Origin of the sequence: Streptomyces sp. B21-105 (genome assembly GCF_036898465.1) — a bacterium.
In the GTDB taxonomy this organism is placed as follows: domain Bacteria; phylum Actinomycetota; class Actinomycetes; order Streptomycetales; family Streptomycetaceae; genus Streptomyces.
In genome coordinates, this window is record NZ_JARUMJ010000001.1 from 5,359,169 (window position 1) to 5,380,596 (window position 21,428).

Annotated in this window: 16 protein-coding genes; 11 read left to right on the plus strand and 5 right to left on the minus strand. The window is 70.1% G+C overall.

The window, feature by feature from the left end:
• The first annotated feature begins 3 nt into the window (after positions 1-3).
• Entirely contained in the window at positions 4-1,080 is a 1,077-nt protein-coding gene (locus QA802_RS24190) for a lysophospholipid acyltransferase family protein (protein ID WP_334526411.1), read from the plus strand.
• A gap of 117 nt (positions 1,081-1,197) precedes the next feature.
• On the opposite strand, the gene QA802_RS24195 is transcribed toward QA802_RS24190, so the two are convergent.
• From QA802_RS24195 to QA802_RS24205, 3 genes are all read right to left on the minus strand, one after another.
• A complete protein-coding gene (locus tag QA802_RS24195; RefSeq protein ID WP_334526414.1) occupies positions 1,198-2,433 on the minus strand; it encodes a DUF5667 domain-containing protein in 1,236 nt (411 codons plus the stop codon).
• Between the two features lie 246 nt (positions 2,434-2,679).
• On the minus strand, positions 2,680-3,477 hold the full coding sequence (locus QA802_RS24200; RefSeq protein WP_334526416.1) for an ECF subfamily RNA polymerase sigma factor, BldN family: 798 nt from the start codon (positions 3,475-3,477) through the stop codon (positions 2,680-2,682).
• Between the two features lie 542 nt (positions 3,478-4,019).
• Positions 4,020-4,958, minus strand: a complete 939-nt coding sequence (locus QA802_RS24205) for an HAD family hydrolase (RefSeq protein ID WP_334526419.1) — start codon at positions 4,956-4,958, stop codon at positions 4,020-4,022.
• 102 nt (positions 4,959-5,060) lie between these two features.
• On the opposite strand from QA802_RS24205, the gene QA802_RS24210 reads away from it, so the two are divergent.
• From QA802_RS24210 to QA802_RS24255, 10 genes are all read left to right on the plus strand, one after another.
• Positions 5,061-5,333 carry a glutaredoxin family protein gene (locus QA802_RS24210; RefSeq protein ID WP_334526422.1) on the plus strand — a complete coding sequence of 91 codons (273 nt, stop codon included), beginning with the start codon at positions 5,061-5,063 and terminating at the stop codon, positions 5,331-5,333.
• A 250-nt stretch (positions 5,334-5,583) separates the two neighbouring features.
• A complete protein-coding gene (locus QA802_RS24215) occupies positions 5,584-6,351 on the plus strand; it encodes a redox-sensing transcriptional repressor Rex (protein ID WP_334526424.1) in 768 nt (255 codons plus the stop codon).
• Positions 6,348-8,081, plus strand: coding sequence for a glutamyl-tRNA reductase (locus QA802_RS24220; RefSeq protein WP_334526426.1), 1,734 nt, complete (start codon positions 6,348-6,350; stop codon positions 8,079-8,081). Before QA802_RS24215 ends, QA802_RS24220 begins: the two co-directional genes overlap by 4 nt.
• Positions 8,082-8,086: 5 nt before the next feature.
• Positions 8,087-9,046, plus strand: a complete 960-nt coding sequence (gene hemC / locus QA802_RS24225; protein ID WP_334526428.1) for a hydroxymethylbilane synthase — start codon at positions 8,087-8,089, stop codon at positions 9,044-9,046.
• A complete protein-coding gene (locus QA802_RS24230) occupies positions 9,043-10,749 on the plus strand; it encodes a bifunctional uroporphyrinogen-III C-methyltransferase/uroporphyrinogen-III synthase (RefSeq protein WP_334526430.1) in 1,707 nt (568 codons plus the stop codon). Before hemC ends, QA802_RS24230 begins: the two co-directional genes overlap by 4 nt.
• Before the next feature lie 433 nt (positions 10,750-11,182).
• A complete protein-coding gene (locus QA802_RS24235; RefSeq protein ID WP_334526433.1) occupies positions 11,183-11,881 on the plus strand; it encodes a hypothetical protein in 699 nt (232 codons plus the stop codon).
• A gap of 82 nt (positions 11,882-11,963) precedes the next feature.
• Positions 11,964-14,135: an N-6 DNA methylase gene (locus tag QA802_RS24240; RefSeq protein WP_334526436.1), complete on the plus strand. Its 2,172-nt coding sequence runs from the start codon at positions 11,964-11,966 to the stop codon at positions 14,133-14,135.
• A gap of 19 nt (positions 14,136-14,154) precedes the next feature.
• A complete protein-coding gene (locus tag QA802_RS24245) occupies positions 14,155-15,843 on the plus strand; it encodes a class I SAM-dependent DNA methyltransferase (protein ID WP_334526439.1) in 1,689 nt (562 codons plus the stop codon).
• Positions 15,843-17,078, plus strand: coding sequence for a restriction endonuclease subunit S (locus tag QA802_RS24250; RefSeq protein WP_334526442.1), 1,236 nt, complete (start codon positions 15,843-15,845; stop codon positions 17,076-17,078). The genes QA802_RS24245 and QA802_RS24250 overlap by 1 nt, the downstream gene beginning before the upstream one ends.
• The gene (locus QA802_RS24255; protein ID WP_334526445.1) at positions 17,075-20,311 is read left to right on the plus strand and encodes a type I restriction endonuclease subunit R; all 3,237 of its coding nucleotides are present in this window, start codon (positions 17,075-17,077) and stop codon (positions 20,309-20,311) included. Before QA802_RS24250 ends, QA802_RS24255 begins: the two co-directional genes overlap by 4 nt.
• An 18-nt stretch (positions 20,312-20,329) precedes the next feature.
• On the opposite strand, the gene QA802_RS24260 is transcribed toward QA802_RS24255, so the two are convergent.
• Together QA802_RS24260 and QA802_RS24265 are read right to left on the minus strand one after the other, a co-directional pair.
• Entirely contained in the window at positions 20,330-20,536 is a 207-nt protein-coding gene (locus QA802_RS24260) for a DUF397 domain-containing protein (protein ID WP_334526448.1), read from the minus strand.
• Positions 20,533-21,369, minus strand: a complete 837-nt coding sequence (locus QA802_RS24265) for a helix-turn-helix domain-containing protein (RefSeq protein WP_334526451.1) — start codon at positions 21,367-21,369, stop codon at positions 20,533-20,535. Before QA802_RS24265 ends, QA802_RS24260 begins: the two co-directional genes overlap by 4 nt.
• Positions 21,370-21,428 lie beyond the last annotated feature (59 nt).

A 21,428-nucleotide genomic window follows, 5' to 3' on the forward strand; every position in this document is an offset into this window, starting at 1 on the left:
ACGATGGCGGACGCCAAGGTCATTCCGTTCGACGACGACCGGTCCCGGGGGAGCGCCGTGGCGCGGCCGTCCCGGCGACGGGGTGCGAGCCGGCGCAAGAACGGCGAGCCCGCGCCGGTCCGGGAAATCGGCGAGGTCGGTGAGAACGGCCCGGTCGGTGAGGTCCAGCCCCTGCACAGCGGGGCGGCCGGGCTGGATGATGTTCCTGTGACGGGTGAGGAACGGCCGGACGAGGCCGGGGGCGGCTTGGAGCGGCGGATCGCGGGCGGGTTGTCCTTCCTGCGGCGGCGACTCACGGGCGACTACGAGGTCGACGACTTCGGATACGACGAGGAGCTGACCGACCAGGTCCTGATGTCCCTGCTGCGGCCGCTGTACGAGAAGTACTTCCGGGTCGAGGTGAAGGGCGTCGAGAACATCCCGGCCGAGGGCGGGGCGCTGATCGTCGCCAACCATTCCGGGACGCTGCCGTTGGACGGCCTGATGATGCAGGTCGCCGTCCACGACCAGCACCCGGCGGGCCGTCATCTGCGGTTGCTCGCCGCCGATCTCGTCTTCGTGCTGCCGGTCGTCAACGAGCTGGCGCGCAAGCTCGGGCACACCCTCGCCTGCGCGGAGGACGCCGAACGGCTGCTCGGCCAGGGCGAGCTGGTGGGGGTGATGCCGGAGGGCTTCAAGGGCATCGGGAAGCCGTTCAACGAGCGGTACAAGCTTCAGCGGTTCGGCCGGGGCGGCTTCGTGTCGACGGCCATGCGCAAGGGCGCTCCGATCATTCCCTGCTCGATCGTCGGGGCCGAGGAGATCTACCCGATGATCGGCAACGCCAAGACGCTGGCCCGGCTGCTGGGCATCCCGTACTTCCCGCTCACGCCGACGTTCCCGTGGCTGGGCCCGTTGGGGGCGATCCCGCTGCCGACGAAGTGGACGATCCAGTTCGGCGAGCCGATTCCGACGGACGGTTATCCGCCGGAGGCGGCGGAGGATCCGATGCTGATGTTCAACCTCACGGATCAGGTCCGTGAACAGATCCAGCACACGCTCTACAAGCTGCTGGTGCAGCGGCGGTCGGTGTTCTTCTAGTCCGGCTGCCGGTTCGTCCGCTGTTTCGCCGGGTGGCAGTCGGCTGGTCTGCGGCGGTACGGCGATGGGGGCGCCCCTTCTCAGAAGGGGCGCCCCCATCGCCGTGTGCGGGTGGTGTTACTCCGCGTCCTCGCTGTCGATGCCCAGGCCCGGGAGGAGGCCGGGGAGGAGCGGCGGGAGGGTGACGTCGGGCCGGGTGAGGGGCGGGTCGGTGGTCGGGGTGGTGCCGCCGGTGTCCTTCGGGGGGTCGAGGAGGCCGCCGGTGTTGCCGCCGAGGAGGCCGTCGTCGGTCCCGGAGGTGGCGGACCTGCTGGGGTTGCCGGTGTCGCCGCCGGTGCCGTCGGACGTGTCCTTGCCGCCGCCCGGCGTGGTGGTCCGGCCGGGGTCGGAGGAGCTGCCGGTGGATGCCGACCCGGTGCCCTGCCGGGTGCCGCGGCCGCCGCCCGGGGCGGGGGGCTGCGGGAGCAGGGACTGCAGCGGGGCGACCTCGTCGTCTATGGCTTCGAAGACCGACGACACCTGCTGACTGACGTCTCCGAGCTGGACCGGGAGGCGTTCGCGCAGGGCGCCCCAGGCTTCGCGGTGCGAGCGGGAGAACGCTTCGAGGGCCTGGATGGGGCCCAGCGAGTCGGGGTCGCGTGCGTATGCCTCGTGGAGGAGGCGGTGGCCTTCCGACGCGTCGTGCTGCATGCCGTTCAGGGCGCGCCGGATCTCGCCGAGGGATTCGTGGTCGAGGTCGCCGCTGCGGCCCCGTTCCATGAGTCTGCGGGCCTCGCCGAGCCGGGTGGAGGCCTGGTCGAGGTAGGTGCGACCGCGTTCGTCGTCACCGTCGGCCAGGTAGTTGAGCTTGAAGTCCTCGATGCCGCGCTTCAGCCCGTAGAGCCCGTCGCCGGGAAGGGCGTCGGAGCTCGCGGCGGCGACTCCGCCGAAGGCGCCCGCCGCGACGCCGACGCTGAGGCCGCCCGCGGTGAGGCCTCTGGCGAGGCGGGAACGCGGCCGGAACTTGGCCAGCGGCCCGGCCCGGTGTGTGCCCCTGCTCCGGTGGGACCGCTGTTCGGGGACCGACAGGTCCGCCGCCTCGCCTCCCGCGGTGCCAGCCTGCAGCATGGCCTCCATCGCTGCGACCAACTGGGCCCGCTGGACGACCTTGACCTCGGGATCGAGTTCCGGTTTGGGCAGCTCGGCGAGACTCGTGGCGAGGGCCAGCAGCTGGCCCCGCCCGGTCTGGTCCGCAGCGGCCGGCGCCGGCGGTGATCCTTCGGTCTGCTCGGCCGCCGTGCCCTGGGCGGACTGCTCCTCCAGGGCCTGGGCGAAGGCGTTCGCCCGCCGGTGCGCCGATACGTTCGCGATCACGGGCGGCACCTCCTCTCGTCATGACGGTCGACTCCCTTGGGGTACTGAGGGTTGCACGCCCTGCGCCGGTTGCACCCGATCGAGTGATCGGGGTCGGCCAGGGTGTGACCACAGGGAGCCTGTATCCCGCACAACGACTGGCGCGGCACTTGGGTTACGGACTGCGGATGATCGGATCGGGAAGGCAACGGACTTTCACTGAACGTGAGTTGGGGAACGCGGACAGTGCGCTGCGGGCGGGGGCGGTCAGCGGGCGTCTTCCGGCAGCAGCCGGGCGAGGGTGCGGACGGCCCGGTACTGGAGGGTCTTGATGGCGCCCTCGTTCTTGCCCATCACACGAGCGGTCTCGGCGACGGAGAGGCCCTGCAGGAACCGGAGCGTCACGCACTCCTGCTGCTGGGGGTTGAGCCTGCGCACCGCGTCCAGCAGTGCGGCGTTGGACAGGGACTCCAGGACGGAGTCCTCGGGGGAACGCTCGACCTCGTTGGCGTCGAGCATCTCGCCGGTGGTCACCTCGAGCCGGAAGCGGCTCGACTTGAAGTGGTCGGCGACCAGGTTGCGGGCGATGGTGACGAGCCAGGCGCCGAAGTCGCGGCCCTGCCAGGTGAACGTCCCGATGCGGCGCAGGGCGCGCAGGAACGTCTCGCTGGTGAGGTCCTCGGCGGTCGCCTTGCCGCCCACCCGGTAGTAGATATAGCGGTACACGGTGTCGCTGTACTGGTCGTACAGCCGCCCGAAGGCGTCGGCCTCGCCGGCCTGAGCGCGTTCGACGAGGTCCATCATCCGGGCGCTGTCGCTGTCGGCGGCCGGTCGGCGGGGGGCGGTGGTCGCGCCGCTGGTAGCGCCGCTGGCCGAGCGACCTCTTCTGCCGACCGCGGCGCTGCCTTCCGCCAGTGCGTAGCAGGGGCCCGCCGGAGCGGCGGTGGCGAAGGCGGGGCCGGCGTACGCGGTGGGGACGAAGCCGCGCAACAGGTCCTGGACCGTAGCGACCGTTGCGCGCAGCGTAGCCAGGCCCGAGGTGTCAACCCCGACGTGTGGGTACACGGGACTCCCAGAGGCAGAGCTTCCATCACGTGCAGTGCGGAACCTTTCACCCGTCGTGGCGACAGGAGGGGTACCGGATTGCGTCTGAGGAGAATAACGCTTCGTACAGGGCCTGCTACACCGAGTTGCTCAAATCATCGATTACGTCGCTTCTGTGACCTATTGACGCTCGATCAAGTGGTGCAGGTTGAGCGGTTGTTGATCGGAACGGTTCGAGTTTCCGGTCGGTCCAGGGCGTGTTGTGGCTGTGCGCGGACAACGGGACTGGATACGGGGTTACGCGGGTACGACCGTCGGATTGGCCGGGTTTGCTCGTGGGTGTGGGGTGTTGTCGCCGGTGTGACGGATGTGGGCGGGGTTCCGGGGGTGGGCGGTGGGGTGGACGCGGGCTGGTTGGCGGTCCGGGGCGGTGGGACGAAAAACGGAGCGGCCGGGCGGTGTCGTCCCCGCCCGTCCGCTCCGCCCGGTCCTCGTCCTCGTCCTCGTGCGCCTTGTTCCCGTGCGCCGCTTTCCCGTGCGCCTCGTCCTCGTGCGCCGTCAGCTCATCGGCGGCGTCGGTGCAGCGCGATCGCCGCCGCCGTGCCGCCGGCCACCGCGCCGACGCCCGCCGCCGCCGGGATGCCGACCTTCGCCGCCTTGCGGCCGGTGCGGTAGTCGCGCAGCCGCCAGTCGAGGCTGTGGGCGTGCCTGCGCAGCTTGGCGTCCGGGTTGATGGCGTAGGGGTGGCCGACCAGGGAGAGCATCGGGATGTCGTTGTGGGAGTCGCTGTACGCGGCGCAACGCGAGAGGTCCAGGTTCTCCGCCGCGGCCAGCGCGCGCACCGCCTCCGCCTTGGCGGGTCCGTGCAGGGGCTCGCCCACCAGCTTGCCGGTGTAGACGCCGTCGACCGACTCCGCGACCGTGCCCAGCGCGCCGGTGAGGCCGAGCCGGCGGGCGATCACCTGGGCGATCTCCACCGGCGCGGCTGTGACCAACCACACCTTCTGGCCGGCGTCCAGGTGGGCCTGGGCGAGGGCGCGGGTGCCCGGCCAGATGCGCTCGGCCATGTACTCGTCGTAGATCTCCTCGCCGATCGACATCAGCTCGGAGACGCGGTGGCCCTGGACGATCGACAGGGCCGAGTCGCGGGCCTCCTGCATGTGCTCGGGATCCTCGACGCCGGCCAGCCGGAACCACGCCTGCTGCCAGGCGAAGCGGACCAGGTCGTGGGTCTCGAAGAACTTCCGTTTGTACAGGCCGCGGCCGAAGTGGAAGAGCGCGGCGCCCTGCATCACGGTGTTGTCGAGGTCGAAGAAGGCGGCGGCCATCGCGTCGCCGTGCACCGGGAACTGTGCGTCCCGGTCCGGGGTGTCCAGGGCGTCCTGGGTGTCCAGGGCTTCCTGGGTGGACTTGCGGGCGGCCTCGGCCGAGGCCTCGCCTGCCAACACGCTCCGCGCCGTGGCGGAACGCCTACGGGGAGTGAGCCATCCTAGAGCGGCCATGGCGTGAGCATAGCCAGTCCGTTCGGTGGTTCCGGATCCATCATGTCGGCAGCGTGTGAACACTCGAGGTCGTCCTGTCGCCAGAAGCGCGACAATGGCGCCATGACTCCCCTCTTCCGACGCAGGGCCGACGCGCACGAGCGGTCGGTCACTCTCATCCGCAAGGCGGGCTGCCATCTGTGCGACGACGCGGAACAGGTGGTCGCCCGGGTGTGCGCGGAACTCGGCGTGCCCTGGGAGCAGAAGGACATCGCCGACGACCGTGACCTGCACGACCAGTACTGGGAGCAGATTCCGGTCGTCCTGGTGGACGGCAGGCAGCACACCTTCTGGCGGGTGGACGAGGGCCGGCTCCGCAAGGAGTTGACCGGATGAGAACTGACCGAGCAGTACAAGGACGTACCGGACGTCGCTTAGGATCGATGGCGCTTTGGTCTCGGGGGCGGGATTCACGAGGAGAGTGACGGTTTTGCCCCCTGCAATGACGCGCGTGACCCCGGTCACGTTGGCCGGGCAAATCGGACACCATCTTTGTGCACGCGTTCACAAAGACATAGCCTGCTGTCGACGGGGCGGTCTGGGAACATGTGACCGCCTGCAGCCCCGCTCTACCCGCAGGAGCACCGTGGCAACTGGCCGAACTCACCGACCGGCGACCCGTAGCCGAGGGATTCCCGAGGCCACCGTCGCCCGCCTGCCGCTGTACCTCCGCGCGCTGACCGCACTGTCGGAGCGCTCGGTGCCCACGGTCTCCTCCGAGGAGCTCGCCGCCGCCGCGGGCGTCAACTCCGCGAAACTGCGCAAGGACTTCTCCTACCTGGGCTCCTACGGAACGCGCGGTGTCGGCTACGACGTCGAGTATCTCGTCTACCAGATCTCGCGCGAGCTGGGCCTCACCCAGGACTGGCCGGTCGTCATCGTCGGCATCGGAAACCTCGGCGCGGCGCTCGCCAACTACGGCGGGTTCGCCTCCCGCGGCTTCCGGGTCGCCGCGCTCATCGACGCCGACCCCGCGATGGCCGGGAAGCAGGTCGCCGGGATCGCCGTGCAGCACAGCGACGGCCTCGAGAAGATCATCTCCGACAACGGCGTCTCCATCGGTGTCATCACCACCCCCCCGGGCGTCGCCCAGCAGGTCTGCGACCGGCTCGTGGCCGCCGGCATCACCTCCATCCTGAACTTCGCGCCGACCGTGCTGTCCGTGCCCGACGGCGTCGACGTGCGCAAGGTCGACCTCTCCATCGAACTGCAGATCCTCGCCTTCCACGAGCAGCGCAAGGCCGTCGAGGAGGCCGCGGCGAGCGACGCCGCCAGCGCCCCCGCACCCGTCGCCCGCGACGCCGCCACCGACCAGGGACCCGACGGGGACGTGCCCGCCGTGATGCCGGCATGAGCCTCCTCGTCGTCGGACTGAGCCACCGCAGCGCCCCCGTGAGCGTGCTGGAGCGGGCCTCGCTGTCCACGGACGCCCAGTTCAAGCTGCTCCAGGACACGGTCGCCGCCGAACCGGCCACCGAGGCCGCCGTCCTCGCCACCTGCAACCGGATCGAGCTGTACGCCGACGTGGACAAGTTCCACGCGGGCGTCGCCGAGCTGTCCACGCTGCTCGCCCAGCACAGCGGCGTCGGCCTCGACGAGCTCACTCCCTATCTCTACGTGCACTACGAGGACCGTGCCGTCCACCACTTCTTCTCGGTGGCCTGCGGGCTCGACTCCATGGTCGTCGGCGAGGGGCAGATCCTCGGCCAGATCAAGGACTCGCTGGCCCGGGCGCAGGAGCTGCACACCGCCGGACGGCTGCTGAACGACCTGTTCCAGCAGGCCCTCAGAGTCGGCAAGCGCGCCCACTCCGAGACCGGCATCGACCGCGCCGGGCAGTCCCTGGTCACCTTCGGCCTGCAGCAGCTGGCCACGGGCGAGGACGTGACCGAGTGGGCGCGGGGCAAGCGGGCCCTCGTCATCGGCGCGGGTTCCATGTCGTCGCTGGCCGCCGCCACGCTCGCGCGGGCCGGGATCACCGAGGTCGTGATCGCCAACCGCACCCTCGACCGGGCCGAGCGGCTCGCCCAGATAGTGACCGAGGGCGGCGGCACGGACGTGTCGGCCCGCGCGGTACCGATGGAATCGGTGCCGGCCGAGCTGACACGTGCCGACGTGGCCGTCTCCTGTACCGGAGCGACGGGCCTGGTCCTGACGGCGGAAGCGGTCGCCGCGGCCGTCGAGGGCCGCACCGGGACGCCCGCCGCCTTCGCCGCGGAGAGCGCGGCCCCGGACGTACGGCCGCTGCCGCCCGCCTCGGCCGACGCCGACGAGAACTGCCCCCTCGACCTGAACGCCGTCCAGCAATCTGCCGTGCAGCAGTCCGCCGTGCAGCAGTCCGGCTTCTCCGTGATGGGGGACGCCGCCGTCGCCGGCATGGACGCGGCCACGCTGGAGCAGCACGCCGCCTGGGTCGACAACGCGACCGTGGACCGGCGGCTCGCCGCCCGCCGCAGCCCCGAGACCGACGCTGAGCTGATCGCCGCGCTCGCCGCGACCGCCGCCGCCGTCGGCCGCATCCCGGAGCGCCGCACCCCCGAGCCGGTCGCCACGCTCGTCCGGCCGCAGCCGGTGCTCTTCCTGCTCGACCTCGCGATGCCGCGGGACGTCGACGCGGCCGCGCACCGCCTCGCCGGGGTGCGGCTGGTCGACATCGAGTCGCTCTCCGAGGCCTCTGCCGACGCCCCGATGGCCGCCGACGTCGACCAGGTGCGGCGGATCGTCGCCGACGAGGTCGCCGCCTTCGGCGCCGCGCAGCGGGCCGCGCACATCACCCCGACCGTGGTCGCGCTGCGCGCCATGGCCGCCGACGTCGTGGCCGGCGAGATCGCCCGGCTCGACGGGCGGCTGCCCGGCCTGGACGACAAGCACCGTGCGGAGATCACGCAGACCGTGAAGCGTGTCGTCGACAAGCTGCTGCACGCGCCGACCGTGCGGGTCAAGCAGCTCGCGGCCGAGCCCGGCGGCGCCGGGTACGCGGACGCGCTGCGGACCCTGTTCGACCTCGACCAGGAGACGGTGGCCGCCGTGTCCCGGGCCGAGGACAGCACCGAGAAGAACGCACAGAACCGAGGGCCGGCATGAGCGGCATGAGTACGAAAGCACTGAGACTGGGGACCAGGCGCAGCAAACTCGCCATGGCCCAGTCCGGGCAGGTCGCGGACGCCGTGAGCCGGGTGACCGGACGGCCCGTGGAACTCGTCGAGATCACCACTTACGGCGACGTCTCCCGGGAGCAGCTGGCGCAGATCGGCGGCACGGGCGTCTTCGTGACGGCGCTGCGCGACGCGCTGGCGAGGGGTGAGGTCGACTTCGCGGTTCACTCGCTGAAGGACCTCCCCACCACGCAGCCGGAGGGCCTGGTCCTGGCCGCGGTGCCGGTGCGCGAGGACCCCCGCGACGTGATCGTCGCCAGGGACGCGCTGAAGTTCACCGACCTGCCGCGCGGGGCGCGCATCGGCACCGGCTCGCCGCGCCGGACGGCCCAGCTGAACGCGTACGCGCGCAGCCACGGGCTGGACATGGAGACCGTGCCGATACGCGGGAACGTCGACACCCGGATCCGGTACGTGCACGACGGCGAGCTGGACGCGGTGGTGCTGGCCGCGGCCGGCCTGAGCCGCATCGGCCGCATCGACGAGGTCACCGACTTCCTGTCGATAGACACGGTTCTGCCCGCTCCCGGCCAGGGAGCACTGGCGATCGAATGCGCCGCGGACGACGCCGCGCTGATCGCCGCGCTCGGCGAACTCGACGACCCGCTCACCCGGGTCGCCGTCACTGCCGAAAGGTCCCTGCTCGCCGCCCTGGAGGCCGGCTGCAGCGCCCCTGTGGGCGCGCTGGCCGACCTTCTGGCCGACGGGCAGATTGTCAAGGAAATGCGCCTGCGCGGCGTCGTCGGCACCACCGACGGCACGCGCACGGTGCAGCTGTCCACCACCGGTCCCGTGCCCGAGACGCACGACGGGGCAATGGCGCTCGGTCGCGAACTCGCCGCCGAGATGCTCGCCCAGGGCGCGGCCGGTCTGATGGGGGAGCGAGCACAGTGAGCCCCACCGCCCTTCCAGCCGCCGGCCTCGAACACGGGCACGTCACCTTCCTGGGTGCCGGACCCGGGGATCCGGGACTACTGACTCTGCGCGCCGTGGAGGCGCTGGCGCACGCGGACGTCCTCGTCGCCGAGCACGAGGTGCTCGACGTCGTGCGGACGCACGCCAGGCCTGGCGTCGCCGTCGTGAACGCGGACGCGGGCCCTTCGCCGGACCCGCTCGCGCTCACGGGCGCACCCCGCCCGACGATCGTTGACGGCACGTCAACAACCGCTGAGGTACCCGCTGTGCGCGATGCCGCACATCTTGTCATGGAGGCCGCGAGGGGCGGCAGGCGGGTCGTCCGTGCGGTGTCCGGGGACCCGGGACTGGATACGTACGCGGCGGAGGAAATGCTCGCGTGCGCCGCCGCCGGCGTTCCCTTCGAGGTGGTCCCCGGCATCTCGGCCGCCGTCGGCGTGCCCGCGTACGCCGGTGTGCCGCTGCGCGACGCGCAGGGCGCGGACGTCCGCTTCGTGGACGCGCGCACCGCCTCGGACCGCTGCTGGACCGAGGTCGGCGCCTCCGACGGCACGGTCGTCGTGTCGACGACCCTCGACTCGGTGGCCTCGGCCGCGGGCGAGCTGGTGTCGGCGGGCCGCAAGCCCGACACGCCGATGACGGTCACCGTGGCCGGCACGACGACCCGGCAGCGGACGTGGACGGCGACGCTCGGCACGATCGCCCAGACGCTGAAGCAGGCGAAGGTGCTGCCCTCCCCGGAGGGCGGCCGGCCGGTGATAGTGGTGGTCGGCGAGCGTTCCGCCCCCGCCCAGCGCCACCAGCTGTCGTGGTTCGAGTCCAAGCCGCTGTTCGGCTGGAAGGTCCTCGTGCCGCGCACGAAGGAGCAGGCGGTGTCGCTCTCCGACCAGCTGCGGTCGTACGGAGCCGTCCCGCACGAGGTGCCGACGATCGCCGTCGAACCGCCGCGGACACCGCAGCAGATGGAGCGCGCGGTCAAGGGCCTGGTGACGGGCCGGTACGAGTGGATCGCCTTCACCTCGGTGAACGCGGTCAAGGCGGTGCGGGAGAAGTTCGAGGAGTACGGGCTCGACGCGCGTGCCTTCGCGGGCATCAAGGTGGCCGCGGTGGGCGAGCAGACCGCGAACGCGCTGATCGCCTTCGGCGTGAAGCCGGACCTGGTGCCCAGCGGCGAGCAGAGCGCGGCCGGGCTGCTGGACGACTGGCCGCCCTACGACCCCGTCTTCGACCCGATCGACCGGGTCTTCCTGCCGCGCGCCGACATCGCCACCGAGACCCTGGTGGCCGGGCTCATCGAGCTGGGCTGGGAGGTCGACGACGTGACCGCCTACCGGACCGTGCGGGCCTCGCCGCCGCCGGCGGAGACGCGCGAGGCGATCAAGGGCGGCGGGTTCGACGCCGTGCTCTTCACGTCGTCGTCCACCGTGCGCAACCTGGTGGGCATCGCGGGCAAGCCGCACAACGTCACCGTCATCGCGTGCATCGGTCCGGCGACCGCCAAGACGGCCGAGGAACACGGGCTGCGGGTGGACGTGATGGCTCCCGAGCCCTCCGTGCACAAGCTCGCCGAGGCGCTGGCCGACTTCGGTCTGCGCCGGCGCGCGGCGGCCCAGGAGGCCGGGGACCCGGTCAGCCGCCCGAGCGAGCGCCGCCCGGGCGCGCGCAGGCGGCGGGCTACGTAGCAGCCACCTCTGCGGCTCCCCCCGTGCCTCTGGGGGCAACCCGCCACACCGTGCGCCCCGCCTTCTCCCTCGGAGACGGCGGGGCGTTCTTCATGGACGGGCCGCAAGGTGGGCAAGTTTTCAGGTCTTTATTGAGTAGATACCAACTCCTGAGAAGAGGGCTTCTCAGGAGTTGGTATCTAAAGAGCGTTGACTGGGTTTGGTCAAGCTACTACTGTGGTTAGTGGGCGCCGCAGTCGATGCGATCCCGGTGATCTGAACCTGGCCTGCCGGCTCCAGAAGCAGTTGTGCCCCCGAGTCCGCCTGAATCGGGCGGGCGGACTCGGGGGTCACAACCAAGCACTGCCAAGGGCTGTATGCAATGCAGTGACAGTTATCCAAGGCTTACTCAAGAGACCCTACCACGGGCGGGTCACGGGCGAAAGGACGCGTGATGACGCTGACCAATGGTGGGGTGAGCGAGGACGACCGGTTAATCGCGGCCATCTCTGCGGAGCGGTTCCAGCCGTTCCTGCACAAGTGCGGAGGCGACCGCGTCCGCGCTCTGCGGCTGTATGCCTGGGACTCGGAGGTGGCCCGGGCTCTGCAGAGTCCCCTGCGGGACCTCGAGGTGAGCCTGCGTAACCGGCTCCACCGCCAGCTCGTCGGCAAGCACGGCCAGGAGACGTGGTGGGACGTGCCGAAGGCCCGGCCCAACCACAGCGGCCTGGACATGCTGGACCGGGCGAGCAGGACCCTGGAGGACAGGCGGCCGTCTCGTCCGTTCGGCCCCTGCGACATCGTGGCGCAGTTGCCGTTCGGGTTCTGGGTCGGTCTGCTCGGGCGTGGCGGCCGTGACAACTACGAGATGAAGTACTGGAACTCTTCTCTCCGGCATGTGTTCCCGGAGCATCGCGGTGGTCGGGACGCCCTCTACAACAAGTTCAGGTTCATGCTCACGCTGCGGAACCGGGTCGCGCACCACGAGTGCGTCTTCCAGCGGCACCTGGAGCGGGACCTGGAGACCGCGTTGACGCTGCTGCGGCACGTCTCCCCGGAGATGGCCGACCGGCACGAGAAGTACGGGCAGGTACCGCAGGTGCTCGCCCGCAGGAGGGCGGTGCTCGCCGGCACAGAGCCTCCGCGGCTGTAAGGGCGGTGCCCCGGCGGCCGTGGCCGCCGGGGAGGCCACCCGCCGCGGCCGGGGTGAGAGAACAAGGATCGAAGGAGCGGAGATGACGGTGCGGGTTCCGGGCGGGACCGAGGGGTCGACGTTGGTTTCCCTCGGGGAGATCAAGGAACTCGCCGAGGTCGGCCGGCCCACGGTCAGCAACTGGCGACGCCGGTTCGCCCGGGACGTCCTGGAGGCGGCCGGTGACCGGCGCGTGCCGTTCCCCGATCCCGTGGCGGGCAGCGACAGCAGGCCCCTCTTCGACGCCGGGGAAGTGGCGTCCTGGCTCGACCTGCGTCCGGTACCCGACGAGGAGCCGGACGAGGACGGTACCGTCCCGACCTACGGCGACCGGTTCCGGCGTGGACTGCGCCTGCGCGGGCTGGTCGCGCTACGCCACGAACTGGGCTCCGCGAACCGGCTCATCGTCGACGCGCTCGCGGTGTGTGCCATGGCGGGCGAGGGCGGCGACTGGTACCGAGAGGCCCTCCCCGCACAACTGCTGGAGGACGCGGAGCACGCTGATCCCCGGGTGGTCCGTGCCGTGCGGGAGCTCGTCGAGGAACTCGGCTCGCCGGGTGCCGCCGCCGACGCCGTGCTCGGGCTGGCCGAGCGGCTGGAGTCGGACCTGACGACGGACACGACCCCCCCGGCGGTCGCCCGGCTGATCAGCCGCCTGGTCGGCCCGTCCGGGGCGCTGTCCGCAGGCCCCGGCCAGCCGTCGGTGATCAACCTGTGTGCGGGAACCGGCGAGCTGTTGTTCGCCCGGGACGACATCGGCGGACGCGGTGACATCGCGGCGGTGGAGTCCGACCCCTTGCGCGGCAAGCTGCTGCTGTACCGGCTGTTCGCTCACTACTGCACGGCCGTGGACGTATGCGCCCGCCCAGAGGACCTGGACACCCTGCGGCCGTGGGAACAGCGGGAGTTGGACCTCGATCCAGACCGGCCCTGGGGCATGCCGTCCGCGGATCTGGTCCTCGCCGATCCGCCGTACGCGTCCGGTGAGCGGGAGTCCGACGAGGACGGGCCGCTCGGCTGGGCGCGGGAGGCCGTGCGGCGGTTGCAGCCGGGCGGCCGGGGCTATGTCGTCGTTCCGTCGTGGACCCTGAGCCGGCCGCGTGTCACGGCGTCGACGCCGAGTATGCGGATGCGGGAGCAGCTGCTGAGCGATGGCGCGGTGGCCGCCGTCGTCCAACTGCCGCGCCGCATCCACCCGTTCCGTACAGGGGCGGAGCACGCGCTGCTCGTCCTGCGCGGTGCGGGGACGCGGGAGGAACCGGGCGAGGTGCTGCTGGTCGACGCCGACCGCATCGCCCGCCGGGTCGGCGGGGAGTGGGCCGCGTACGTTGCCGAGGTACTGGTCGCCGGGCGCTCACCGGTGGACGAGGAGGCCGGGTACTTTCCTGTGTCGGGCACCGGACCGCGAGCGGCATCCCTCCTGGACGGCCGTTCGGTCCTGCCCGCGCACCGGCTCGCCGCGAAGGAACAGGGCCTGGACCACTTCTCGGCGACCCTGGACGCCCGCCGCGAGGCCGCAGTGGCCCTGCCCCGGCTCAAGGAGTGGATAGGCGATCTCGGAGTCGCCAGGCGTCAGCCGGAGAACAGGCTGGCGCACCGCAAGGTGGCCGAGCACCTGAAGGGTGGCCAGCTCAGGCTGCTGGCCGGCCACCGGATCCGCGAGGCGGACATCGGGGAGGCGGGACTCCCGGTCGTCGGCCGGGAGGAGATGCTCGGCGCGCTGCCGTTCGGCAGGCGGCGGATCGCGTTGGAGGACCTGGCGCAGTATCCACAAGCGGTGGTCACCGAACGCGGCGACGTCTTCCTGCTCACCGAGCACGGCATCCGTACGCACGTCGACGACGCGGGCGGCTGTGTCCTGCTGGCGCCTGTCCAAGGGCTGAGGATCGCCGCGTACCGTCGGTTCGTGGCGGGCGAGGCGCGCCCCGAGGAGCTGTGGATGCGCCCCCAGCCGTTGGCTCAACTGCTCGCCGCCCCGCGCAACCAGCAGCGCAGCAGCGGCTCCCTGGTGCGCCGGGTGAGTGTGCGGGACATGGATCTGCCGGAGCTGCCGCACGAGGAGGTCGCCGAGCTGGAGGCCATCCTGACCGAGACGGACCGGCAGCGGGCGCAGGTGCGGCGACAGCTGAACGCGCTGGACGACCTGGCCCTGCGGCTGGCGGCCGGGGTCGCCGACGGCGATCTCGCGCTGCGGCGCAGAACCGGCGGCACCTGAGTATCGGCGGGGGCGATGGGTGACACGGCCCCGTCTGGCCGCCGCCACGACGTACGACGAGAAACACCGCGAACGAGAAGGAAACGAGGCAGTGATGCCGCCACGCAACAAGAAGACGACCGAGCCCCCGGCCATGAAGAAGGTGCTGTGGGCGTCCGCGGACAAGCTGCGCGGCAGCCTGGACGCCGCCGAGTACAAGCACTTCGTGCTGGGCCTGGTGTTCCTCAAGTACGTCTCCGCCGCCATGGCCGAGAAACGGGCGCAGTTGGAGGCCGAGCTGCGGGAGGAGGGCGGCTGGAGCGAGGCCGACATCCTCGCCACCCTGGAGGAGCGCCGCGAGTACACCGGCTCCGGGATCTTCTACGTGCCGCCCACCGCGCGCTGGGAGAGCGTCCTGGAGCGGGCGAAGGGCACGGTCGAGGGTCAGAGCATCGGCGAGGCCGTCGACGCCGCGATGCGCGCCATCGAGAAGTTCAACCCGTCGCTGAACCGGACCCTGCCGAAGATCTACGACAACGGGCGCGTCGACAGCGAGCGCCTCGCCGGCCTGGTGAAGCTGCTGGACCGGCTGGTCTTCCAGGAACAGCTCGGCGAGGACGGCAAGCGCCGGGGCGCGCGCGACATCATGGGCGAGGTCTACGAGTACTTCCTCGCGGAGTTCGCCCTCAAGGAGGGCCGCAAGGGCGGTGAGTACTTCACCCCGGAGAGCGTGGTGAAGCTCCTGGTCGAGGTGCTGGAGCCCCAGCAGGGCGAGCGCGTCTACGACCCGGCGTGCGGTTCGGGCGGCATGTTCGTCCAGGCCGAGAAGTTCATCGAGACGCACGGCGGCAACCCGCTGAACGTCGGCGTGTACGGGCAAGAACTCAACCAGACCACCTGGCAGCTGGCCCACATGAACCTCGCGATCCACGGCGTGGAGGCCAAGCTGGGCGACGAGCCGGCCGACACCTTCCGCAACGACCAGCATCCGGAGCTGAAGGCGGACGTGGTCATGGCCAACCCGCCCTTCAACATCTCCGACTGGGGCGGCGAGCTGCTCGGCATGGACAAGCGGTGGGTGTACGGCACCCCGCCCGTCGGCAACGCCAACTACGCCTGGCTCCAGCACATGATCAGCAAGCTGGCGCCGGGTGGCCGGGCGGGGGTCGTTCTGGCCAACGGCTCCATGAGCAGCAAGCAGTCGGGCGAGGGCGACATCCGGCGCGCGATGGTCGAGGACGACCTGGTCGCCTGCATGATCGCTCTGCCGGGGCAGTTGTTCCGGTCCACCCAGATCCCGGCGTGCCTGTGGTTCCTGGCGGAGGGCAAGGGACGGCACTCGGGGTGGGCCCCGGGACGCAAGGGCGAAGTGCTGTTCATCGACGCGCGCGAGTTCGGCGAGATGGAGAACCGGACGCTGCGCGTGCTGACGGAGGACGAGATCGTCGGGCGCATCGGCGACACGGTGCGGGCGTGGCGGGGGGTGGAGGGCGGCCGGCCTTACGAGGACGTGCCGGGGTTCTGCGTGAGCGCTCCGCTGGGTGTTGTCGCCGAGCATGACTTCGTGCTGACGCCGGGGCGGTACGTGGGGGCGGCGGAGGCGGAGATCGACCCGGACGCGGAGCCGGTGGAGGAGAAGATCGCCCGGCTGACGGCTCTGCTGCGTGAGCAGTTCGCGGAGTCGGAGCGGTTGGCGAAGGTCGTGGATGAGCAGTTGGGGAGGGTGTGATGGGGGAGTGGAAGACCTATACGGTCGCTGAGCTTGCCGCGCCCGGTAAGCATTCACTCGCTACCGGACCTTTTGGATCCGCCATTGCGTCCCGGCACTTCAGGGAAGCCGGGGTGCCAGTGATCCGCGGTGGCAATCTGAGTGTCGACGTGGGCACCAGACTGAGTGATGACGGACTGGTCTTCATCAGCGTTGAAAAGGCCAATGAGTTCCAGCGAAGCGTTGCCACCGAGGGGGACTTGGTTTTTACGTGCTGGGGCACAATCGGCCAAGTCGGCATTATCGATGACAAGGCCGTGCACGGGCGGTATGTCGTATCCAATAAGCAGATGAAGCTCACCGTGGACGAAAGCATTGTCCGACCGCTCTTCATGTATTACGCGATGTCATCACCCGAAATGATCTCGCGGGTGCAGGGGGCTTCGATCGGCAGCTCGGTTCCGGGGTTCAACCTTACACAGCTCCGATCCATCATTTTGTCCGTTCCGTCCCTATCTGAACAGCGGGCCATCGTGGAAGTCCTCGGTGCCCTGGACGACAAGATCGCGCTCAACGAGCGGATCCGCGAGACCAGTCTGCTTCTTGCCAATGCCTGCTATGAAGCGGCCGGTGCGAGTGGTGAGTCCATGCTGATTGGTGAGCTTGCTGAACTCTTCGACGGGCCGCACGCCACCCCACACAAGACCGAGGCTGGTCCCTGGTTCCTCAGTATCAGCAGCCTCAAAAACGGCTATCTTGACCTGGCCGAGTCGGCGCACCTCTCTGAAGAGGACTTCCCACGCTGGACTCGGCGCGTGCAGCCGGAGGCCGGGGACGTTCTCTTCTCCTATGAGACAAGGCTCGGTGACGCCGCGCTGATGCCCCCTGGCGTTCGTAGCAGCCTAGGGAGGCGTATGGCTTTGTTGCGCAGCAAGTCCGCCTCGATCAGCGGAGCGTTGTTGCTCCACGCTTACCTCAGTCCCGCATTCCAGGAAGAGATCAAGCGCAGGACCGTCTACGGCGCGACGGTGGACCGATTGCCGCTCAAGGAGATGCCCGGCTGGCGCATCCCTCTGCCTGCTGAAGGTGAGCGAGAGCGGTTGTCGGCGCGGCTCGAAGCACTGCACGCGAGCGTGATGCAAACCGCCGCCGAGAACCGCACCCTCGCCGATCTCCGCGACACCCTCCTCCCTCAGCTCCTCTCCGGAAAGCTCCAGGTGAGAGACGCCGTCCGTGCCGTCGAGGAGGTCGTGTGACCGCAGCCGCCGATCGTGTGCCCGGTGAGCCGTCGACAGGCCGGCTCACCGAGGCGGAGCTGGAACTGCACGCGCTCGAACTGCTCGCCGAGTACGGGTGGCAGCACATTCCGGGGGCGGAGCTGGGGCCCGTGCACGGGGTGCGTACCGACTGGGACGATCTGGTCCTGCGGCCCCGCCTGCTCAAGGCGATCCGCAGCCGGTACCCGCGCCTGCCCGAGCACGTCGCCGAGGACGCTGCCAACGAGTTGCTGCGCTGGCAGACGCGGAACGATCTCCGGGAGAACCACCGGTTCTACGAGCGGCTGGCCGACGGGATCAGCGTGCCCTACGACGACCCCGCCACCGGCGAGCAGCGGCATGCCCGCATCCGTCCCGTCGACTTCGCCGACCCGCACGGCAACGATCTCGTCGCCGCCTCCCAGGTGCGGGTGCGCAGCACGAAGAACCGGACCTTCGTCTTCGACATCGTGCTGTACGTCAACGGGCTGCCCCTGGCCGTCTTCGAGCTGAAGAAGGCCGACAGCAACGACAGCGCCCGCACGGCCTACGACCAGGTCCAGGGCTACCGGCGCGAGCTGAAGGAGACCAGCACCTTCGCCACGCTCCTGCTCACCCTCGTCTCCGACGGGATCACCGCCCGCGTCGGCACCCCCTTCACGCCCTGGCAGCACATGGCTCCCTGGCACGCCGACGAGCACGACGTCATGCTGCGCAGGGAGGAGCGGCAGGACGGGCGGGCGCTGGAGCGGATGCTGTACGGGGCATTCGAGCCTGTCCGTTTCCTCGATCTCGTCGCCAACTTCCTGTCCTACTCGGCCCCCGAGTCCGGTTCCGTCGACACGGTCAAGCTCGCCAAGGCGCACCAGTACATCGCAGTCAACGCGGCCGTGCGCGCCACCGAGTCCGCCGTGGCCACCGACGGCCGCGCCGGTGTCGTCTGGCACACCCAGGGGGCGGGCAAGAGCGAGGAAATGCTGTTCTACGTCGGCAAGGCGGCCCGGACGCCCGAGCTGTCCAACCCGACCTTCGTCCTGCTCACCGACCGCATCGACCTCGACACCCAGCTTTACCGCACCTTCGCCGCCAGTCGCACCCTGGAGAAGATCACGGGAGCTCCGGAGAAGGCCGATGACGCGGGCGAGCTGCGGCGACTGCTCCAGCGGCAGGAGGGCGGCGGGGGCGTCGTCTTCACCACCCTCCAGAAGTTCCGGCTCCAGCAGGAGGAGAAGGAGGCCGGCGTTCGGCATCCGCTGGTCTCCCCGCGCCGTGACGTGATCGTCGTCGTCGACGAGGCGCACCGCAGCCACTACGACTTCATCGACGGCTACGCCCGCAACCTCCGCGACGCGCTGCCGAACGCCACCTTCATCGCGTTCACCGGAACCCCCATCGAGAACGGCGTCGGCAGCACCCGTGGCGTCTTCGGCGAGAACATCCACACCTACGACCTCACACAGGCCGTCGACGACGGGGCGACCGTCCCCGTCTTCTACGAGCCGCACCTCGTCCGCGTCGACCTCCCCGCCGATGCCGATCTCGACGAACTCGACGCCCGTGCCGAGGGGTTGATAGAGGGGCTGTCGGAGGAGGAGAAGCGCAAGGCCCGCCGTCAGTTCGGGGACTACGAGAGCCTGATCGGCGCCCGGCCGCGGATCGAGGAGCTGGCCGGAAAACTCCTCGAGCACTGGGACGCGCGCCGCTCGGAGATGATCAAGCTCACCGGTCATCCCGGCAAGGGCATGGTGGTCTGTGCTTCACGGGTCATCGCGGCGCGTCTCTTCGAGGCGGTCATCCGGCGTCGGCCCGAGTGGGCGGGGGAGAAGGATCCGGAGACCGGGCTTCTCACCGACGACACCGGCCGTATCCGGGTCGTGTTCACCGGCAACGTCGCGAAGGACGATCCGGAGGTCGCCGACTACGTGCGTACGCCCACCCAGTTGAAGAACATCCAGAAGCGGGTCACCGACGCGGACGACGTGCTGGAACTCGTCATCGTCCAGTCCCTCTGGCTGACCGGGTTCGACGCACCGCCGCTGCACACCCTCTACCTGGACAAGCGGATGCGCGGAGCGGCTCTGATGCAGGCCATCGCCCGCGTCAACCGCACCTGGCCGGGCAAGCCGTCGGGACTGGTCGTCGACTTCCAGGGGGTGATCCGGGAGATCAAGGAGGCCCTGGCCGAGTACTCCGAGCGGGACCAGGAGAACCCCGTGTTCGGTGCGGATCTCCGTCAGGCCGTTCAGCTCGTCCGCGAGAACCACCAACGCATCGACGAGCTGCTGCACGGCTGTCCCTGGCGCGAGATCCGTGACGCGGGCGGTCCGAGCGCCTACCGGGAGGCGCTGACGGAGGCGTTGGAGTTCCTGATCGCCCCCGAGCGGAAGCCGGAGCCCGCGAAGGCCACCCGTCGCCAGCGGTTCATGTATCACGCGAACCTCCTCCGCCAGGCCTTCTCCCTCTGCCCCACCGACGAGCGGGTGCAGGACCTGCTTCCCGACATCCGGTTCTTCGAGGCCGTGCGCACCTCCCGCGAGAAGTACGCCATGGACGAGAAGGAGGAACAGGGACTCGCCACCGCCGCCGACGTCCGCCTCCTCATCGCCCAGCTCAACGAGTCCGTCGTCGCCACCGAGGGCGTGGTGGACATCTACGACGCGGCCGGCCTGACCAAGCCCGACCTGTCTCACCTCGACGACCGGGTGCTGAACGACCTGAAGGCGAGCCGTCACCCCAACCTGGCCATCGCCGCGCTCCGACAGGCGCTCATGAAGGAGATCAAGGACGCCCACCCGAACAACCTCACCCGACAGGAGACCTTCACCAAGAAGATGAAGGCCGCCATGAACCGCTACACCAACGGCCTGCTCACCGCCGCCGAGTTCATGGAGTTCCTGGTCAACCTGGCGCGCGAGGTGTCCGCCGACCGCGGCCGGGCGAAGAAGCTCGGGCTGACCGAGGACGAACTCGCCTTCTACGACGCCCTCGCCGCCGACCCGTCAGCGGTGGAGGAGATGGAGGACACCCTCCTCGCGAAGATCGCCCACGAGCTGTACGAGCAGATACGGAAGGACGTCACGGTCGACTGGAAGGTGAAGGAGCAGGCCAGGGACAAGATCATGGCCCGGGTCCTCCGCCTGCTGCGCAAGCACGGCTACCCGCCGGACAAGCAGCCCGCGGCGATCGAACGCGTCCTGAAGCAGGCGGAGGAGATGGCGGAGAGTCTCGCCTGACCCCAACCGTTGCTGGTGTCAGTTCCCGGAGGCGTACGGCAGAAAGGCCGCCCAGGTGGTGGGGGTGAGGGTGAGGCGGGGGCCGCGGGGGGTCTTGGAGTCGCGGACGAGGACGCGGGCGGGGGCGGTGGCCACCTCGACACAAGATGGGCCGTCTTCCGAGCTGTAGCTGCTCTTTATCCACTTCAGCTCGGTACCGGATCCGCCCGAGGGCTTGAAGGTCATGACTCTCCCAGCACTTTTTCGATGAAGGCCAGCGACTCTCCTGGCGTGAGAGCCTGCGCCCGGATGATCCCATAGCGCATATCGAGGACGGTGGTCTCCTTCGGATCGGTGATCACGCGGCTGGTGAGCTGAACTTCGTTCAGGCCCACGACCACCCCGTCCTTGAGCTTGAGCAGTCGAAAGGGACCGCCGAGGCCCGAGTTCTCCTCCCGGCTCAAAGGCAGTACCTGGAGATCGACGTTCCTCAGCCGGGCCACTTCCAGCAACCGTTCGAGCTGTTCGCGCATCACCATCTTGCCCCCAATCAGACGGCGCAGCGTGGCTTCGCACAGCACGAAGCTGAGTAGGGGACGCGTTGCTGGGGCGCGGAGGATCTCCTGACGGGCCAGTCGAGCGGCTACCCGCTGCTCCAAATCGTCCTCGGTGAACTGAGGCCGCCGGGAGCCGAACACGGCCCGTGCGTAGGCCTCCGTCTGCAACAGCCCGTCGATGACCGAGTTGTTGTAGGAGCAGATTTCGACGGCTTCCCCCTCAAGGCGCTTCACGTCCCGCACCTTCTTCGGGTAGCGGGCTTCCGCCAGGTCCTCCTTCAGCGCTGCGATCCTGCCGCCCGCCGACAGAGCCTCGTCCGCGCGGTCCAGGTACTCGGGGCGCGGAATCCGCCGCCCGCGCTCCACGGAGGAGACCTGCTCCTCGCCGTACCCGATGGCCGCCCCGAACTCGGCCTGGGTGAGGCCGGCCGACTCCCGCCACAGCTTCAGCTGCCGTTGGACGGTCCTCATCACCGCGCCGGCTTCCTCGTCGACCTCCGGTTCCGCGTCCCACTCGCTCACGTCCGCCGTCCTCCCGCCGCGCCCTTCTCGGTCCAACCCCGGATGCCTGCGTCCGGTCA

Bases quoted from the DNA above. Each gene is read 5' to 3' on its own strand.
- QA802_RS24190 (WP_334526411.1), top strand. From the start codon at position 4: ATGGCGGACGCCAAGGTCATTCCGTTCGACGACGACCGGTCCCGGGGG.
- QA802_RS24205 (WP_334526419.1), bottom strand. From the start codon at position 4,958: ATGGCCGCTCTAGGATGGCTCACTCCCCGTAGGCGTTCCGCCACGGCG.
- QA802_RS24210 (WP_334526422.1), top strand. From the start codon at position 5,061: ATGACTCCCCTCTTCCGACGCAGGGCCGACGCGCACGAGCGGTCGGTC.
- QA802_RS24220 (WP_334526426.1), top strand. From the start codon at position 6,348: ATGAGCCTCCTCGTCGTCGGACTGAGCCACCGCAGCGCCCCCGTGAGC.
- hemC (WP_334526428.1), top strand. From the start codon at position 8,087: ATGAGTACGAAAGCACTGAGACTGGGGACCAGGCGCAGCAAACTCGCC.
- QA802_RS24235 (WP_334526433.1), top strand. From the start codon at position 11,183: ATGACGCTGACCAATGGTGGGGTGAGCGAGGACGACCGGTTAATCGCG.
- QA802_RS24240 (WP_334526436.1), top strand. From the start codon at position 11,964: ATGACGGTGCGGGTTCCGGGCGGGACCGAGGGGTCGACGTTGGTTTCC.
- QA802_RS24250 (WP_334526442.1), top strand. From the start codon at position 15,843: ATGGGGGAGTGGAAGACCTATACGGTCGCTGAGCTTGCCGCGCCCGGT.
- QA802_RS24260 (WP_334526448.1), bottom strand. From the start codon at position 20,536: ATGACCTTCAAGCCCTCGGGCGGATCCGGTACCGAGCTGAAGTGGATA.